The organism is Azospirillum sp. TSO35-2 (assembly GCF_003116095.1).
Taxonomy (GTDB): Bacteria; Pseudomonadota; Alphaproteobacteria; order Azospirillales; family Azospirillaceae; genus Azospirillum.
In genome coordinates this window covers 533,080-550,292 of sequence record NZ_LGRA01000018.1, presented here as the reverse complement: position 1 = coordinate 550,292, position 17,213 = coordinate 533,080, and the positions used below count along the sequence as shown (strand labels likewise).

Genomic DNA, 17,213 nt, shown 5'->3' with positions numbered 1-17,213 from the left:
TGATTTGATCGCGAAGCGGCGGCAGTCCCCTCTCCCGCGGGAGCGGGGGAGGGTTAGGGAGGGGGCACGAGTGACGACGGGGAGGCAACCCTCCCCCGCTCCACCGCCGCCAGCAACTCCCGCTCCAGCGTCTCTGCCCGGTGAGCGGCGGTGTGGGCGCCCAGGATCCGGCGCCGCGCCTGCTCGCCGATCTCGCCCTCGGCCGCCGGCTGGCGCAGCACGCTCAGCACGTCGTCGGCGGTTTCCGCCAGGATGATTTCGCGCCCCGGCTCCAGCAGGCTGTCGATGCCGTCCCAGATGTCGGAGATGATCGGGGTGGCGCAGGCCGCCGCCTCGAACAGGCGGACGCTGGGGCTGTAGCCGGCGCGGATCATGTCGTCGCGCGTCACGTTCAGCGTGAAGCGGCTGGCGGCGTAGAAGGCCGGATGGTCGGCCGGCGGGACGTGGTGCAGCCGCTCCACATTCGCCGGCCAGACGATGTCGTCAGGGTATTGCGGCCCGGCGACGACGAAGCGCAGGTCGGGCGCGTGGCGGGCCGGTTCCAGCAGCAAGCGGTCCAGCGTCGGCTGGCGGTCGGCGCTGTAGGTGCCGAGATAGCTGAGGTCCCAGCGCTTGGGCACCGGCAGCGGCGCGTAGGCCTCCGCATCCACCGAGCAGTAGAGCGCCCGCGCCGCCGGCGAGCCGTACCGCTCCATCAGCCGGTCGAGCGTCGGCCCGCCGGTGAAGGAGAAATAGACGTCGTAGCCGGGGATGATCGCCGGCGACAGATACTCGAAGTCGCCGCGTTCCAGCTTGGCCAGCGTCACCGGGGTGTCGATGTCGTAGAAGGCGACGACACCCTGCGCCGTCTCCTGCGCCCAGCGGCCGACCGTCACGCCGTCGGGCACGTAGGAGCCGACCAGCACCGCGTCGGCCCCGGCCACCGCGGCGGTGAAGCGCTTCAGATCGTCCAGGTCCTTATAAAAAGCCAGTTCGCACCAGGACGGGTTCGGCAGGTCGCGGTTGTCGGCGTACCAGGGGACGTCGCGTTCGAGGAACAGGATGTCGTGGCCGCGCGCGGCGTAGGCTTTCAGCAGCGCGCGGAAGGTGGTGGCGTGGCCGTTGCCCCAGGAGGAGGACAGGCTGAGCCCGAGGACGACCAGCCTCATGCTGCGCTCCGTTCCCGGCGGGCGGCCAGCGCGCCGCGCAGCAGGGCGTCGACCTCGACCGCGCGGCGGGCGTAGGTGTGGCCGGCGAGGATGCGACGGCGGGCGGCTTCGCCGATGGCGCGGGCGCGCTCCGGCGTCAGGGCGCGCAGATGCTCGGTCACGTCCTGGCCGTCGCGGGCGACCAGCACCTCCTCGTCGGGGGCGAGAAACTGCTCCACCCCTTCCCAGGCATCGGTGATCAGGCAGGCGCCGGCCCCGGCCGCCTCGAACACCCGGGTCGCGGGCGAGAAGCCGACCTCCGCCATGCTGTCGCGGGCGATGTTCAGCACCGCCAGCGCCGAAGTGTTGAAGGCGTTGTGGTCGGCGGTGCCGACATGGCCGATGTGGGTGACGTTGGCCGGCAGGCCCTTGGTCTCCCAGCCGCTGCCGCCGATGATGTAGCGGCCCTGCGGGTTGCGCGCCGCCGGCTCCAGGAAGAAGCGCTCCACCCTCGCCTCGCGGTCGGGCAGCCGGTTGCCGAGGAAGTTCAGGTCGGCCTTGAAGCGCTCCTGCGGCGGCACCGGGTGGTGGGTCGACGGGTCGAGCGCGTTGTAGATCGGCCGGCAGACCGGCGCGCCCATCGCCTGATAGGCCGACACCACCGGCGGCCCGCCGCCATAGGTCAGCACGAAGTCGAGCTGGGGCAGCCGGCGGCGCAACACATGGTCGGGCGCCTGCCGCAGTTCCGCCAGCGTCGCCGGGGCGTCGACGTCCCAGTAGACGCGCAGCGCCTGCGGCCCGGCAGCGTCCATCACCCCGTCGAGCAGTTCGTCGTCGAAGACGCCGACGCCGTTGGCCTTCACCACCACGTCGGCGTTCACCGCCTGCCCGATCACCGCGCGGCAGGCCTCCGGCGTCGCGTCGTAGACGACGACCTTGGCGTAGTCCGGCGGCTCGATGTCGCGATGCTGCTGCCGGTCGAAGGCGTCCGGCTCGTAGAAGGTGATGTCCCAGCCATGCCGGGCGAGTTCGCTCAGCATGCCGCGGTAGTAGGTGGCCGCACCGTTCCAGTAGGAGGACAGCAGGCTCGAGCCGTAGAAGGCCATCTTCATCGGGCGGACTCCAGAAGGGTCGGTGTCTTGTCGGCGCCGCGCAGGGTGTCGACAATGGCCAGCAACTCATCGACGCGGTGGGCGCAGGTGTGGCGGGCGCGGATGGTCTCCAGCCCGTTGCGGATCAGCTCGGCCCGCAGGTCGGCGTCCTGGTCGATGGCACGCAGACAGGCGGTCATCTCGTCACCGCTGCGGGCGTAGAGGAAATCCCGGCCGGGGCGGAACAGCCCGTCCGCGTCGCTCCACGGCGCGCTGACCAGCGGGATGCCGCAGGCCAGCGCCTCGAACACGCGGATGGTCGGGATGCCGGGCAGCGATTCGACGTAGAAGCGCCGCGGCACATGGACGGTGGCGCGGTGGCGGGCAAAGACCTCCGGCGCGCGGGCGTTCGGCAGCCAGCCCTTGTAGGCGATGCCGTAGCGCTTCAGCGTCGCCAGCGCCTCCCGCGGGTAGCGCACGCCGTAGATGTCGAGCGGCAGGCCCGCCGCCCGCGATGGCGCGAAGAGAAAGCGTTCCAGCTCATCCGTCCGCTCGCCGTCGCCCCAGTTGCCGATCCACACCGCGCCGGCGCGTGGTCCTTCCTCGGCCGGCGGGTGGAACAGGCGGGTGTCGGCGGCCTCGTGCCAGACGAAGACCCGGTCGCCCCAGCCCCAGCGGCGGTAGACCGCGGCCAGCGCCTCGCCGAAGGCCAGCACGCCGTCGTAGCCGGACAGATCGAAGGCGTTGATCGCCTTGGGGTCGCTGACCGCGCGGTGGTGGGTGTCGTGGAACAGCAGGGTGAAGGTGCCGCCGCGCCGCCGCGCCGCGCCGACCGCCGCCACCAGCGCCGGGTCGTTCCATTCATGCACGATCACCAGATCGGCGCCGTCACAGGCCGCCGCGACGTCGAACCCCTCCGGCATGCCGCGCGACGACAGCTCCGGATAGGCGCTGCGGTAGGCGTCGAGGCCGGGCTCGCCATGGTCGGCCAGCAGGTTCTGCAGGCTCCAGGCACCCTCGGGTTCGAAGACCCGGACGTCATGGCCGCGGGCGATCAGGTCGCGCAGCACGCCGCGCAGGAAATGGGCGTTGCCGTGGTTCCAGCAGGAGGCCAGCGAATGGGTGAAATAGACGACCCTCACGCGATCACCTCCGAGCGGACCGGATAGGCCGGGCGGCCGATCATCACCGAGCGGTAGACGTTCAGCATGCCGGTGGTGAGGCGGTCCATGCCGTAGCGGGCGGCCCGGCGCCGCGCGGCACCGCCCCGGCGCTTCGCCTCGGCGGGATCGTCGAGCAGCCGGCGCAGGGTCGCGGCCAGCGCGTCGGCGTCGGTCGGGTCGGCGAAGATCGCGGCGCCGTCCCACAACTCGCGGAAGCTGGCGATGTCCGACAGCACCAGCGCGCAGCCGGCCTGCGCCGCCTCCAGCACGGTCAGGCCGAACGGCTCGTAGAGCGGCAGGGAGGCGAAGACCGGCGCCCGCGCCATCCAGCCGGCGACCGACGCGCCGTCGAGCCGGCCCAGCGCCTTGGCGTTGTCCAGCGCCACCCGGTGGCCGGTCGGGCTTTCCAGCGGGCCGGCGGCGAACACCGGCGCGTCCAGCCGCCGCGCCGCGGCGTCGAGCAGGGCGACGTTCTTGCCGCAATCCCACAGCCGTCCGGCGGTGAAGACGAAGCGCTCGCGCCCGCCGCCCGCCCGCCGGGGCGTCGCCTTGCGCGCGCAGCGGCCGTTGCGCACCACCACCGGCCGCTCCACGCCGTAGAGCGCGGCGGTGGCGTCGGCGAAGGCGGCGCTGGGGGCGACCAGCAGGTCGCAGGACTGGTAGCCGCGGCGCAGCAGCTCGGTCCGCCAGCGGAAATCCTCCGGCATGGCGCCGCCGCGCACCGCGCTCCACCAGCTCGCCATGCAGGAATGGCAGACGCCGACCACCGGCATCTCGAAACCGGCATCGGCGGCCAGCGCCGGGCTGTTGAGATGGACGACGTCGGGGCCGAGTTGGCCGGCGAGGTCGCCCAGCGCCTCCGCGGTGCGCCGGACCGTCGCGGCGTCGGCGGCGGTCCAGTCCAGCGCCAGGCCGGTGTCGATCAGCTCCAGCCCGTCCACCGCGTCGGCGGCGGCGACCTGGTCCGGGTGGGGCGACGGGCCGAGGACGGCGAGCGTGACCCGCGTGCCCTGCCCCGCCAGCTCGCGGGCAAGGTCGAGCGCGTAGGTCCACACGCCGCCGACGCTGTCTGCCGTCATCAGCACATGCGGCGGCTTGGCCCAGAGTTTCGGGTTGGGCACGATCCTCAACGGCACGAGCATGCCGCCTCCAACTCCGTCAGCGGCAAGGGTTCATCCTCCTGGATGTCGCTCAGGCGGTCGAACTGGCCCAGATAGTGGGCGTGCGCCCGTTCCCAGGCGCGATCGTCGGGCTCGCCCCACAGGCGGCGGTAGTCGGGCGAGGCCGGATAGGGGTAGAGCGGCACCGGATCGTTGGCCCATACCCCGGCGGCCAGCAGCTTTTCGCGCCACGCCGTTACCAGACCGGCGTCGTCGTCGGCCATGGCGATCAGGTTGGCCTGGACGAAGGGCACGGTGCGGCGGGCGTGGATCAGCCGGTCGGCCAGCTCATCGGTGCTCATCCGGCACTTCTTGTCCAGCGCGGCGCGGCCTTCCTCGGTCAGGCTTTCCACCCCGGCCTCGATCGACACGCAGCCGGCCGCCCCCAGCAGGTCGAGCATCTCCGGCTTCCACAGGTCGATGCGGGTCTGCACCCCGAACTCGATCGGGCGGTCGACCAGCGCTTCCAGCAGGTCGCGGCGGGGCAGGAAGATCTCGTCGACGAAATAGACGTAGCGCACGCCGGCGGCGACCAGCCCGTCGATTTCCTCCAGGATCAGCGCGGTGTCGCGCCGCCGGTACTGGTCGCGGAAGTCGATCTTGGCGCAGAAGGAGCAGTTGTAGGGGCAGCCGCGCGACGCCTCCACCTCGGCCCCCGGCCCGACCGGCTCGGTGCCGTAGCGGTGGTGGTGATGGTGGTGGCGCTGCAGCCACGCGGACGGCCAGGACAGCGCCGGCAGGTCGGTGAAGCGCCCGGCGTGCGGCGCCCCGGTGACCACCATCCCGCCGTCGCGGAGGAAGGCGAGGCTCGGCACGTCATCCAAAGCCGGGGCCAGCGCCGGCCGTTCGGCCAGCCGGGCGACGATCTCCTCGCACTCGCCGCGCACCACCACGTCGACGCCCAGCTTGTCGAGCGCCGCGCGTGGCGTGGTGGAGCCGTGCGGGCCGACCGCGACGGTCAAGCCGCCACGCCCGTCCAGCGCCAGCAGGAACGCCTTCGGCACCCGCAGTTCCGGTTGGGCACAGCGCCAGAACAGGTAGGTCGGCGCCGTCGTCAGCACCGTCATGTCCGGCGCGAAGGCGGCGACCGCGTCGGCCAGTTCCGGGTTGGAGCGCTCCATCAGCGCGCCGTCGAGCAGCAGCACCTCGTGCCCGGCCCGCTCCAGCAACGCCTTGGCGTAGCCGAGCTCCAGCGGCAGGTGCGGCTCGCGGCATCCGAAATAGATGCTGTGCTCGAAGCTCCAGGCCGGGTTGACCAGCGCAACCCTCATCAGGCGGCCTCCACCGACGGGGAGGTCGCGGGCAGCGTGCTCTTCTCCGCCCGCAACCATTCGGCGAGCAACGCGACGCCGCGCCGCCAGTCGGTCGGCTCCCGCAGTTCCAGGGTCCGCCGTACCAGGCGGGTGTCGGACACGTAGTAGCGCTGGTCGCCGGCGCGCCAGTCGCCGTAGCTCACCTCGACCTTGCGGCCCATCAGATGCTCGATGTGGGCGATCAGCTGGCGCAGGCTGATGGCGTTGGCCGGGCCGCCGCCGAGGTTGAAGGCGCGGCCCTTCACCTGTTCGATCCGCTCCCAGGCGGAGACGTAGGCCTGCACCGCGTCGGCGGCGAACAGCACGTCGCGCACCTGCCGGCCGTCGCCGTAGATGGTGATCGGCTCGCCGTTCAGGGCGCGGATCAGGAAATGGGCGACCCAGCCCTGGTCCTCGGTGCCCATCTGGCGCGGGCCGTAGATGCAGCTCATCCGCAGCACGGCGGTCGGCAGGTCGAAGCTGCGGGCGTAGTCCAGCACATACTGGTCGGCGGCGCCCTTCGAACAGCCGTAGGGGGTGTGGAAATCGAGCGGCCGGCCTTCCCCCACGCCATGGGCGCGGGTGTAGGAATCGGCCGGGGCGTAGGCGTCGTTGACCAGCTCCAGCGGCACGTCGGCGAGGTCGCCATAGACCTTGTTGGTGCTGGCGAAGACCAGCGGCGTGCGGTTGCCGTGGCGGCGCAGCGCCTCCAGCAGGGCCAGCGTGCCGCGGATGTTGACCTCGAAATCGTCGATCGGGTCGACCATGCTGGTGGTCACCGCGACCTGGGCCGCCAGATGGAACACCGCCTTGGCGTCCTTGGCGGCATCGGCCAGCGCCTGCTCGTCGCGCAGGTCGGCGACCACGGCGCTGACCCGGCCGGGGTGGCGCGATTGCAGCCAACGCAGGTTGCGCTCCACGCCCGGACGGCGCAGCGCGTCGTAGACCAGCACGTCGTGCCCCTCGCCCGCCAGACGGTCGGCGAGGTTCGATCCGATGAAGCCGGCGCCGCCGGTGATCAGGACCGGTTTCGTCTTGGTCCCGCTCATGCCACCAGCCCCCGCGCCTCGAGTTCACGGCGGGCTTCGGCGACGCGGTCCTGCGCCTCCTGCCGGGCGACCCATTCGGCCAGCTCGGCCAGCCCCTCCGCAAAGTCTTCCCGACGGTCATAGCCCAGCACGGTCCGCGCCTTGGTCAGGTCGGGGATGTTGTGGCGGATGTCGCCGGCGCGCGCCTTGCCGGTGATCTCCGGCGTCAGGTCGGGGCGGCCCATCGAGGCGGCCTGGAGCAGCGCCACCTCCTCCACCGTCCGTTCCTCGCCGGAGCCGATGTTGAACACCTCGCCGTTGGCCGCCGGGTTGTCGAGCGCCAGCAGGAAGGCGCGGGCGACGTCGCGGACATGCACGAAGTCGCGGCGCTGCTGCCCGTCCTCGAAGATCATCGGCCGCTGGCCGTTGGCGATGCGCGAGGCGAAGATCGCCAGCACGCCGGTGTACGGGTTGGACAGCGCCTGCCCCGGCCCATAGGCGTTCCACAGGCGGAGCGCGGCGCCCTCCATGCCGTACTGGGCGGTCAGCGTCAGGGTCAGCCGTTCCTGGACATACTTGCCGATGGCGTAGACCGACTTCAGCGCCGGCTGCTTGCTCTCCGGCGTGCGCACCGGCACCAGCGGGCGGCCGTCGGCGTCGAGCGGGTCCCAGGAGCCGTCGGGGTTGCGCCCGCCGCGGACCACGTCCTCGCGCAGCGCGCCGTCGGCGCCGCGGTACAGCCCTTCGCCGTAGATGCTCATGGAGGAGGCGACGACGACGCGGCGGACCGGCTTGTCGATCAGCCGCTGGAACAGCACGGCGGTGCCGTAGTCGTTGACCGAGGTGTAGCGGTCGACGGCGTACATGCTCTGGCCGACGCCAACCTCGGCGGCGAGGTGGATCACCGAGTCCACCCCCTCCAGCGCGCGGCCGACCATGGCGTCGTCGCGCACGTCGCCGACCAGCAGCTCGACGTCGGGGTCCAGTTCGTCGGGCCGCCGGCGGGTCGGGTGCACCTGTTCGATCAGGCTGTCGAGGACCCGGACCCGGTCGCCCCGGGCGAGCAGGGCCTTGGCGACGTGCCGGCCGATGAAGCCGGCCCCACCAGTGACGAGAACGGTCTCTCCCACAAGTCCCTCCGAGGAATTTGAACGATTCTTGACGTTGACGCCCAAGAGCGGACCCGCGGCGTTGCCGTCCCTTCCGGGAGGCACCGGCCGCTCCGCCTCGCACGTTGCCCAGGGAACCCTGTGCGGTTTTGTTTCGGCAATGGTCCGCAACTACTTAGCGCAGTTGTGACGGCCGAGCTGTCAACGTTAACATCGGCTTTGAAAATTGCGCACCTTGTCCAAAAGGTGTGCCACCAACGACCAATCTTCCGATGATTCCCTTTCGCGTCTACAAATATACATGCTCCGTTGAGCGTCGTGCATTCAGGGATGGGAGATCTCGGTGACTGGAAAAAAGCTCCGGGTAGCAGTCACAGGTGTTGGAAACTGCGCATCGTCTTTCGTGCAAGGACTATGCTATTACGCCGATGCCAAAGACAACGAGCCGCCTCCGGGGCTTATGACCGTTGATCTCGGTGGGTACCACGTTGGAGACATCGAGATTTCCGCGGCCTTTGACGTGAACGCCTCAAAGATTGGTCTGGACGTCGGCGAAGCCATTTTCGCCTCGCCCAACAACACGTTTCGTTTTGCCAAGCCGCCGCGGTTGGGCGTACCGGTGGAGCGTGGGCCGACGCTGGACGGCATCGGCAAGTATCTGGTGGGCGACATCGAGGAATCCGACCGGCCGCCGGTGGACGTCGCCGAAACCCTGCGTCGGACCGGCACCGACATCCTGGTGTCCTACCTCCCGGTCGGCTCGCAACGGGCGACCGAGTTCTACGCCGAACAGGCGCTGGAGGCCGGCTGCGCCTTCGTCAACTGCATTCCCGTCTTCATCGCCTCCAACCCCGACTGGGCGAAACGCTTCACGCAGCGCGGGCTGCCGATCATCGGCGACGACATCAAGAGCCAGGTCGGCGCCACCATCGTCCACCGCATGCTGGCCAACCTGTTCCGCGAACGCGGCGTGCGGCTCGACCGCACCTACCAGCTGAATTTCGGCGGCAACACCGACTTCAAGAACATGCTGGAGCGCGAGCGTCTGGAATCGAAGAAGATCTCCAAGACCCAGGCGGTCACCAGCCAGTTGGACGTTCCGCTCGATGCCGACGACATCCATGTCGGCCCCAGCGACCATGTGCCGTGGCTGACCGACCGCAAATGGGCGCACATCCGCCTGGAGGGCACCACCTTCGGCGGCGTGCCGCTGAACCTGGAGCTGAAGCTGGAGGTGTGGGACAGCCCCAACTCGGCCGGGATCGTCATCGACGCGGTGCGCTGCGCCAAGCTGGCGCTCGACCGCGGCATCGCCGGGCCGCTGGTCGGTCCGTCGAGCTACTTCATGAAGTCGCCGCCCGAGCAGTTCACCGACCACGAGGCGCGCGAGCGCACGCTCCGCTTCATCGCCGGTGAACCGCTGCCGCCCCGGCTGGTATGAGCGGTTCGATGGAGACGGTGTTCGTCCTGGTCCGCCACGGGTCGCACGACCGGCTGGGCTCGGTGCTGTGCGGCCGGATGCCCGGCGTGACGCTGAGCGAGCAGGGCCGGCGCGAAGCCGAGGCGCTGGCGAATCGCCTGTCGGCGTTGCGGCTGGCCGCCGTGCTGTCCAGCCCGCTGGAGCGCGCAGTGGAGACCGCCACCCCGATCGCCGCGCGGCAGGACCTGCCGGTGACGGTGGAACCGGAGTTGATCGAACTCGACCTCGGCGCCTGGAGCGGCCTGCGCTTCGACGCGTTGCGCGGCGATCCGGCCTGGGATCTGTGGAACCAAGCCCGGACCCACACGCGGCCACCCCCCGGCGACACCCCGGGCGAATCCATGGCGGAGGCGCAGGCGCGGATCGCCCGCGCCCTTGACCGCCTCCGCCGGGCCCATCCGGGGCGGACGGTGGCGCTGGTCAGCCATGGCGACGTCATCAAGGCGGCGCTGGCCCAGGCGCTGGGCCTGCCGCTCGATTTCCATGGCCGATTCGACATTGGCCCGGCCTCCACCAGCGTCCTGATCGCCGGCGACTGGGGGCTGAAGGTCCACAGCATCAACGAGGGTGCGGCATGACGAGCCTGACGGCCGACCAGATCCGCGAACGAGTCGAAGCGCTCGGCGACTGGTTCCACAACATCGACCTCAACGGCGTGCGGACGGCACCCAACCATTTCCTGAACGATTATCCGAACGTGAAGTGGCAACGCTTCGCCCACGCGGTGCCGAAGGACCTGACCGGCCGCACCGTGCTCGACATCGGCTGCAACGGCGGCTTCTATTCGATCGAGATGAAGCGGCGCGGCGCCGACCGGGTGGTCGCCATCGACTTCGACGACCGCTATCTGGCCCAGGCGAAATTCGCCGCCGAGGTAACCGGCCAGGACATCGAATTCCACAAGATGTCGGTCTACGACGTCGCCAAGCTCGGCGAGACCTTCGACGTCGTGCTGTTCATGGGCGTGCTCTACCACCTGCGTCACCCGCTGCTGGCGCTGGACCTGATCCACGACCATGTCGCCAAGGATTTGATGATCTTCCAGTCGATGCAGCGCGGCTCGGCCGAGGTGGCGCCGGTGCGCGCCGACTACGACTTCTTTGAGCAGGACCATTTCGACAACCCCGGCTATCCGAAGCTGCACTTCATCGAACACGAATACGCCCGCGACTGGACCAACTGGTGGGCGCCGAACGCCGCCTGCGCCGAGGCGATGCTGCGCAGCGCCGGCTTCCGGATCGTCGAGCATCCGGAACGCGAGGTCTATGTCTGCCGCCGCGTCGACCGGCCGACCGAGGCCGGCGCCGTCTACCCCGCGCCGCCGCCGGCCCCGACCGGCATGGCCGGCGACACCGACCACAATAAGAAGGGGACCGAGGGATGATCGAAGCCGCCAAGATCTGGAACGAGCCCAACAACAAGTCGCACTGGGATCCCAACCTCGACCCCGAATGGGACCTGTTCGCCCGCATGACCATCCTGGCCGGCCAGGCGATCCGGGCGGAGAACCCGGCGATCACCCGCGTGCTGGGCGGCATGTCGCCGATCGACCCGTCCTTCGTCCGCCGGCTCGATGAGCGCGGCGTGCTGGAGGAGGTCGATGTGGTGGCGGTCCACGGCTTCCCGCTCGACTGGAACCTGTGGCAGATCGACGAGTGGCCGAACAAGATCGACGAGATCCGCGCCGTGACGACCAAGCCGATCTGGGTGACCGAGGCCGGCGTGTCGTCCTTCGGCGCCGAGGAGGTCCAGGCCTGGGGCGTCAAGCGCACCGCCGAGCTGCTGATCGGCAAGGTGCCGCGCATCCACTGGTACAGCCTGTACGACCTTCCCAGCCATTGGGAGGCCACCACCCGCCACAAGGAGGCGGAGGGGTCGTCCTACTACCGCCATTTCCACATGGGCCTGCTGCGCGCCGACGGCACGCCGAAGCCGGCGGTGGAGGCCTTCGCCCCCTACGCCGCCCAGATGGGCATCTGCCAGTGGTTCCATTTCGAGGACCACCGGTTGGATGAGGCGGTCGGCTGGTTGAAGCGGCTGGGCGTGCGCCACCTGCGCACCGGCCTGTCCTGGGCCGACAGCTTCCGCCCCAACGCGCTCGACTGGTTCGACCGCCAGATGGAGGCGCTGGCCGATTTCGACGTCACCGTCACCTTCTGCTTCACGCCGGAACACCGCGGCGTGGAGCCGCACCACACCAGCCCGCCGCAGGTCGCCGAGGAGTTTGCCGAATTCTGCGGTGCGATGATCCGCCGCTATGGCGCCACCACCCCGGCGGCCGCAGCGCCCTTGGCGGCGTTCGGCTGACCGGCGGCCAGGAGGCAGATCGGGAGCGACCAGAGCCGCCATATTCGGATGCCATTAACAATTGCGGCGTAGACAATACCTCCTTCGAATGCGGGGGATTGTGTCGTCCATGGGTGCAATGGCGCAGGCCACCATGCTGCCGGGCCGGGTTTGGTCGCTCGCCGACCTGGCAGCGCTGAATCTGATCGCCGACGCCGCGTGGATCGTCGATTCGCGGAGCGTCGGCGTCTGGTGGGCCAACGACGCCGCCCGTGCCCTGACCGGCGCGGGGACGGCCGACGAGCAATCGTTCCGGCTGCTCGCCGGCCTGCCCGATCCGGCCAGCCTGGACGCCCTCCTCCGCCGCCTCGCCGATGGGGAGCGCGTGACGGAGCGCTGGACCGTTGCCGGCGGCGGGGGCCCTGTCGCCCTCTCCTGCCTCTGCTCCGGCATCCGCATCGACGACGGGCGCATGGCGATGCTCGTCGTTGCCCGGGAAGCGGACGCGGCGGCCGTCGAATGCCTGCGTGGGATGGAACTGCTGCAGCACGCCATGGTCGGCATGGCGCTGTACAGCTGGCCGGACGGCCACGCGCTGATGCGCAATCCCGCCGCACGGGACTGCTGCGCCGACCCGGACGTCGGGTTCCAGGACCGCTTCGTCGATGCCGATGATGCGGCCGCAGTCATGACGGCGCTGGCCACCACCGATGCCTATCACGGTCTGGCGCGGATCCGGACTAACCAAGGCGAACGCTGGCATGGCATGGACGCCCAACGGACCCGTGACCCGGTGACGGGGCAGCCGGCCATCGCCGTCAACGAGCGGGACGTGACGGACTATGTCCTGGCCAAGGAAGCGTTGCACCAGTCCGAGCAGCGACTCGCCCGCATGGTGGAGCATCTGCCGGTCGGCGCCGCCTATGTCGAAGGCGAGCGGATTTTCCTGAACCAGTCGGCCGAGCGGATCACCGGCTACCACCGCACCGAACTGCCGACGCTCGACGCGTGGTTCAAGGCCGCTTACGCCGACCATCACGACGAAATGCGCCGACGCTACGACGTGGCGCGACAGGCTGGCGCCCCGGTGCTCAGCGAACTTCAGATCCGGTGCAAGAGCGGCGCGCTGCGCTGGATTCGCTTCTCCGCCTACCTGACGCCCGGCGGGGAGGTCTGGTTGTTGGAGGACGTGACGGAGCATCGCGCGACGCTGGAGGCGCTCCACCAGGAGCGGGCGGTGCTCCAGAGCCTGATCGAATCGATGCCGGACATCGTTTTCTTCAAGGACCGGGACGGCGTTTATCTGAACTACAACCGCGCGGCGAGCGATTATGTCGGGCGAGTTCCGAAACCCGACGAGCGGGTGCGGGACATCGACCTCGTCGACGCCGAAACCGCCGCACGGCGGCGGCAGGTCGATGCGCTCGCCATCGAACAGGGGGTCGTCCGCAACGAGGAATGGTTCGTGTATCGCGATGGCCGCCAACGGTTGATGGAAACCGTGAAGACCGCCTGCCGCGACCGCGACGGACAGGTTCTCGGCGTCGTCGGCATTTCCCGCGACATCACCGACCGCCGGGCGATGGAGGAGATGCTTCGCCGCAGCGAGGCGGAGAAGGACCATATGGCCAACCACGACCCGCTGACCGGGTTGCCGAACCGCCGGCTGTTCTTCAGCCGGGCCAGCGCGGCGCTGGCGCGGTCCCGGCAGACCGGCCAGCAGGTGGCCCTGCTGTTCATCGATCTCGACGGCTTCAAGCCGGTGAACGACCGGCTGGGGCACGACAGCGGCGATCAGGTCCTGCGGGTCACGGCGGAGCGTCTGACCCACAGCCTCCGCGCGTCGGACACGGTGGCGCGTGTCGGCGGCGACGAGTTCGTCGTCCTGTTGGAGGGGGTGACCGCGCTGGCCGACGTCGACCGGCTGGCCGCCAAGCTGGTCGAGGCGCTGTCGGTCGACATCCCCCTCGACAGCGAAACGGTGTCCGTCGGCACCAGCATCGGCGTTGCGCTCTATCCCCATGACGCCAGCGATCCCGGTTCGCTTCTGAAGGCCGCGGACAACGCGCTCTACCAGGCAAAGCGGCTTGGCCGCGGACAGCACGTCTTCTGCCAGCCGCAAGAGTGACATTGTCCGCATTGCCCGCTTGATCGCACCGACACCGGTCCTGGTGATCGAGCGCCAAACCACTTATTTCCGCTGGGGCACACTGATTGTAGGTGCGGCAGAGCGCCGCACCGCGCCGATTGCATGGCATCACTCCGTACAATCCCGTTGCGCGCCGCCTCAGCAAGCCATACAAAGCGCCATCGCTCGATGGTTGCCGGGTGCGCCCGCACAAGAAAAAGGGGCCTGCGCCGCCGTTGAGGGCCGCCCGAGCGCGGCCGGATGCCTCTTTTCGGAAACAGGTGCCCCATGCTGAGCGACCCCACCCGCATCACCCGCCGCCCGGTGCCGGCCGATCCCGCCCCGCTCCCCCCGCCGATCTCCTACGCGTCGCGGCCCAGGATCCACCCGAAGGCGGTGCGCGGGCATTACCGGCGGATCAAGACGGCGCTGGCGGCGGTGCTGCTCGCCCTGTTCGCGGTTCTGCCCTGGCTCCGGTGGGAGCGCGGCCCCCACGCCCCGAACCAGGCGGTGCTGTTCGACCTCGGCAACCAGCGCTTCTACCTGTTCTCGGTCGAGCTGTGGCCGCAGCAGATCTACTACATCACCGGCGTGATGATCATCGCCGCGATCGGGCTGTTCCTGATGACGGCGCTGGGCGGGCGGGTGTGGTGCGGCTTCACCTGTCCGCAGACGGTGTGGACCGACCTGTTCGTCTGGGTCGAACGGCGGATCGAGGGCGACCGCAGCGCCCGCATCCGGCTCGACCAGCAGCCCTGGACCCTGCGCCGGCTGGCGCAGAAAGCCGCCAAGCACAGCATCTGGCTGCTGATCGCCTTCGCCACCGGCGGCGTCAGCGTGTTCTACCTGACCGACGCCCCGACGCTGGTGGTGGACCTGCTGCACGCCGACGCGCCGGCGCTGGCGGTCGGGTCGATCCTGTTCATGACCGGCTCCACCTATCTGATGGCCGGTTTCATGCGCGAGCAGATGTGCTTCTACGTCTGCCCCTGGCCACGCATCCAGGCCGCGATGCTCGACGAGGAAAGCCTGGTCGTCACCTACCAGGACTGGCGCGGCGAGGGGCGTGCGCCCCTGCGCAAGAGCCAGGGCTGGGACACGCGGGCGCATCAGGGGTTCGGCGACTGCATCGACTGCGACCAATGCGTCCAGGTTTGCCCGACCGGCATCGACATCCGCGACGGCATCCAGATGGAATGCATCAGCTGCGGGCTGTGCATCGACGCCTGCAACGACGTGATGGCCCGCATCGGCCGCCCCGGCGACCTGATCCGCTTCGACACCCAGGCGGCGCAGTCGGCCAAGGCCGTCGCCGTGCCGCCGGCCCCGTACCGGCTGATCCGGCCGCGCACCATCGTCTACAGCCTGATGCTGGTCGTCGTCGGCGGGATGATGGCGATCGGGCTGGCGCTGAGGCCGAACGCCGACATCTCCATCCTGCGCGACCGCGCGCCGCTGTTCGTCACGCTGAGCGACGGACGCATCCAGAACGCCTACACCATCAAGATCTCCAACATGACGCTGGGGGAACGGCATTACCGCCTGACCGTGTCCGGTCCGGCCGAAGCGCGGCTCAGCCTCGCCGGCGACGGTGCGGAACGGAGCGAGCTGGCGCTGTCGGCCCGCGCCAACGCGGTGGAGACCTACCGCATTCAGGTCCGCGTCCCCCAGACGGCGCTCAGCCGGCCCTCGACGCCGCTCATCGTCACGCTGGCGCCGGAACCGGCGGCCGGCAGCGCCGCCCGGCCCGAGCCGGTCCGCCACGACACGGTGTTCCTGGCCCCCTGACGGGCCGGCAAGACCTCTTGCAGCCGAGGGCGCCGGACGGTCATATGGAACCGGCGTCCGGGGCGGCCAAGCGGGGCGGAACGGGACGGCGATGCGCGCAGAGGAACGGTCAGGACAATCCATGCAATCGGACAGCAGCGTCTGGCAACCCGACCTGTCGAACCGGGACAAGCCGGTCTATCTCGCCATCGCCGACGCCATCGCCGACGATGTCCGCAACGGCCGGCTGGCGGTCGGGCAACGGCTGCCGCCGCAGCGCACGCTGGCCGACCGGCTGGGGGTCGACCTGACCACGGTCAGCCGTGCCTACACCGAGGCCCGCCAGCGCGGCCTGCTCGACGCCCGCGTCGGCCAGGGCACCTTCATCCGGGCCCAGAGCGCGCCGCCGCCCCGGCCGGCCGGGAGCGAGGCCCCGCCGACCGTCCCGGCCTCCATGGCTCTGGTCGACATGACGATGAACCAGCCACCGCTGCCCGACGCGCCGGAGCTGATGGAACGGGTGCGGCAGACCATGGCCCAGGCGGTGCTGCAGACCGACCTGCGCAGCATCCTGCGCTATCCCGAAGCGGGTGCCGGCGCGGCGGACCGGGCGGCGGGCGCCCGCTGGCTGGGCCGGCGGCTGGCGGACGTGCCGGTCGAGCGGGTGGTGGTCTGCCCGGGAACGCAGAGCGCCCTGCTGTCGCTGCTGACGATGCTGGCCCAGCCCGGCGACACCGTCTGTGCGGAGGCGCTGACCTATCCCGGCTTCAAGGCCATCGCCCGCCAACTGGGGTTGCAGGTGGCCGGGGTGGCGATGGACGGCCAGGGGCTCGACCCCGAGGCGTTGCGTGCCGCCTTCGCCGCCCACGCGCCGAAGGCGCTCTATTGCACGCCGACCCTGCACAACCCGACGACGGCGACCCTGCCGCCGGACCGCCGCCACGCGGTCGCCGCCCTGGCCCGCGAGTATGGCGTGCCGATCATCGAGGACGATATCTACGGCGTCCTGCCGGACTCCAGCCCACCGCCGATCGCCGCCCTGGCCCCCGACATGACCTTCTACGTCGCCGGTCTGGCGAAATGCGTCGCCCCCGGGTTGCGCATCACCTACGTCGCCGCCCCGGACACCCGGCAGGCGATGCGGCTGACCGGGGCGCAACGGGCGACCACGCTCGGCACCCCGCCGCTGCCGGCGGCCATCGCCACGCAGTGGATCGGCGACGGCACCGCGGAGCTGCTGCTGGCGTCCATCCACGGCGAGGCGGTCGCCCGCCAGCGCATGGCCCGCGACACCTTGCCCGCCGCCAACGTCGCCGCCCATCCCGAGGGCTTCCATCTGTGGCTTCGCCTGCCCACCGCCTGGACGCGCGGCGAGTTCGCCACCCACCTGCGCAGCCGCGGCATCGCCGCCGTGGTCAGCGACGCCTTCACCACCACCGCCACCGCACCGGAGGCGTTGCGCATCTGCCTGGGCGCCCCGGCGGACCGGAGCGGAACCCAGCGGGTCCTCGATATCCTGGCCGACGCGCTCGACCAGATTCCGGCCATGGCCGGTGTCGTGATTTGAGAACATCCCCCGCGC

Annotated in this window: 14 protein-coding genes; 7 read left to right on the top strand and 7 right to left on the bottom strand. The window is 70.3% G+C overall.

Annotated features, from left to right (window positions below; all coding sequences use genetic code 11):
• Window positions 1–53 precede the first annotated feature (53 nt).
• The 7 genes from TSO352_RS13405 to TSO352_RS13375 are packed head-to-tail and all read right to left on the bottom strand — an operon-like array spanning window position 54 to window position 7,991.
• Window positions 54–1,148 (bottom strand): glycosyltransferase, encoded by a 1,095-nt coding sequence (locus TSO352_RS13405; protein ID WP_109107818.1) that lies wholly within the window; start codon window positions 1,146–1,148, stop codon window positions 54–56.
• Complete coding sequence (locus TSO352_RS13400) at window positions 1,145–2,239, bottom strand: glycosyltransferase (RefSeq protein WP_109107817.1); 1,095 nt, start codon at window positions 2,237–2,239, stop codon at window positions 1,145–1,147. The genes TSO352_RS13405 and TSO352_RS13400 overlap by 4 nt, the downstream gene beginning before the upstream one ends.
• Entirely contained in the window at window positions 2,236–3,360 is a 1,125-nt protein-coding gene (locus tag TSO352_RS13395; RefSeq protein ID WP_109107816.1) for a glycosyltransferase, read from the bottom strand. The genes TSO352_RS13400 and TSO352_RS13395 overlap by 4 nt, the downstream gene beginning before the upstream one ends.
• Entirely contained in the window at window positions 3,357–4,523 is a 1,167-nt protein-coding gene (locus tag TSO352_RS13390; RefSeq protein WP_109107815.1) for a glycosyltransferase family 4 protein, read from the bottom strand. Before TSO352_RS13390 ends, TSO352_RS13395 begins: the two co-directional genes overlap by 4 nt.
• Window positions 4,508–5,812 carry a TIGR04295 family B12-binding domain-containing radical SAM protein gene (locus TSO352_RS13385; protein WP_109107814.1) on the bottom strand — a complete coding sequence of 435 codons (1,305 nt, stop codon included), beginning with the start codon at window positions 5,810–5,812 and terminating at the stop codon, window positions 4,508–4,510. The genes TSO352_RS13390 and TSO352_RS13385 overlap by 16 nt, the downstream gene beginning before the upstream one ends.
• Window positions 5,812–6,882: an SDR family NAD(P)-dependent oxidoreductase gene (locus TSO352_RS13380; RefSeq protein ID WP_109107813.1), complete on the bottom strand. Its 1,071-nt coding sequence runs from the start codon at window positions 6,880–6,882 to the stop codon at window positions 5,812–5,814. The genes TSO352_RS13385 and TSO352_RS13380 overlap by 1 nt, the downstream gene beginning before the upstream one ends.
• Complete coding sequence (locus TSO352_RS13375) at window positions 6,879–7,991, bottom strand: SDR family NAD(P)-dependent oxidoreductase (protein ID WP_109107812.1); 1,113 nt, start codon at window positions 7,989–7,991, stop codon at window positions 6,879–6,881. Before TSO352_RS13375 ends, TSO352_RS13380 begins: the two co-directional genes overlap by 4 nt.
• A gap of 439 nt (window positions 7,992–8,430) precedes the next feature.
• On the opposite strand from TSO352_RS13375, the gene TSO352_RS13370 reads away from it, so the two are divergent.
• The 7 genes from TSO352_RS13370 to TSO352_RS13340 all read left to right on the top strand — a co-directional run bounded on the left by TSO352_RS13370 (window position 8,431) and on the right by TSO352_RS13340 (window position 17,198).
• Entirely contained in the window at window positions 8,431–9,411 is a 981-nt protein-coding gene (locus tag TSO352_RS13370) for a myo-inositol-1-phosphate synthase (protein WP_247872078.1), read from the top strand.
• Window positions 9,412–9,419: 8 nt separating this feature from the next.
• On the top strand, window positions 9,420–10,028 hold the full coding sequence (locus TSO352_RS13365) for a histidine phosphatase family protein (protein ID WP_109107810.1): 609 nt from the start codon (window positions 9,420–9,422) through the stop codon (window positions 10,026–10,028).
• Complete coding sequence (locus TSO352_RS13360) at window positions 10,025–10,834, top strand: TIGR04290 family methyltransferase (protein WP_109107809.1); 810 nt, start codon at window positions 10,025–10,027, stop codon at window positions 10,832–10,834. Before TSO352_RS13365 ends, TSO352_RS13360 begins: the two co-directional genes overlap by 4 nt.
• Window positions 10,831–11,757, top strand: coding sequence for a glycosyl hydrolase (locus tag TSO352_RS13355; protein ID WP_109107808.1), 927 nt, complete (start codon window positions 10,831–10,833; stop codon window positions 11,755–11,757). Before TSO352_RS13360 ends, TSO352_RS13355 begins: the two co-directional genes overlap by 4 nt.
• Window positions 11,758–11,866: 109 nt before the next feature.
• Window positions 11,867–13,864 (top strand): sensor domain-containing diguanylate cyclase, encoded by a 1,998-nt coding sequence (locus TSO352_RS33960; protein WP_158284588.1) that lies wholly within the window; start codon window positions 11,867–11,869, stop codon window positions 13,862–13,864.
• A gap of 288 nt (window positions 13,865–14,152) precedes the next feature.
• On the top strand, window positions 14,153–15,652 hold the full coding sequence (ccoG, locus tag TSO352_RS13345) for a cytochrome c oxidase accessory protein CcoG (RefSeq protein ID WP_109107806.1): 1,500 nt from the start codon (window positions 14,153–14,155) through the stop codon (window positions 15,650–15,652).
• Window positions 15,653–15,773: 121 nt separating this feature from the next.
• Window positions 15,774–17,198, top strand: coding sequence for a PLP-dependent aminotransferase family protein (locus tag TSO352_RS13340; RefSeq protein WP_247872077.1), 1,425 nt, complete (start codon window positions 15,774–15,776; stop codon window positions 17,196–17,198).
• Window positions 17,199–17,213 lie beyond the last annotated feature (15 nt).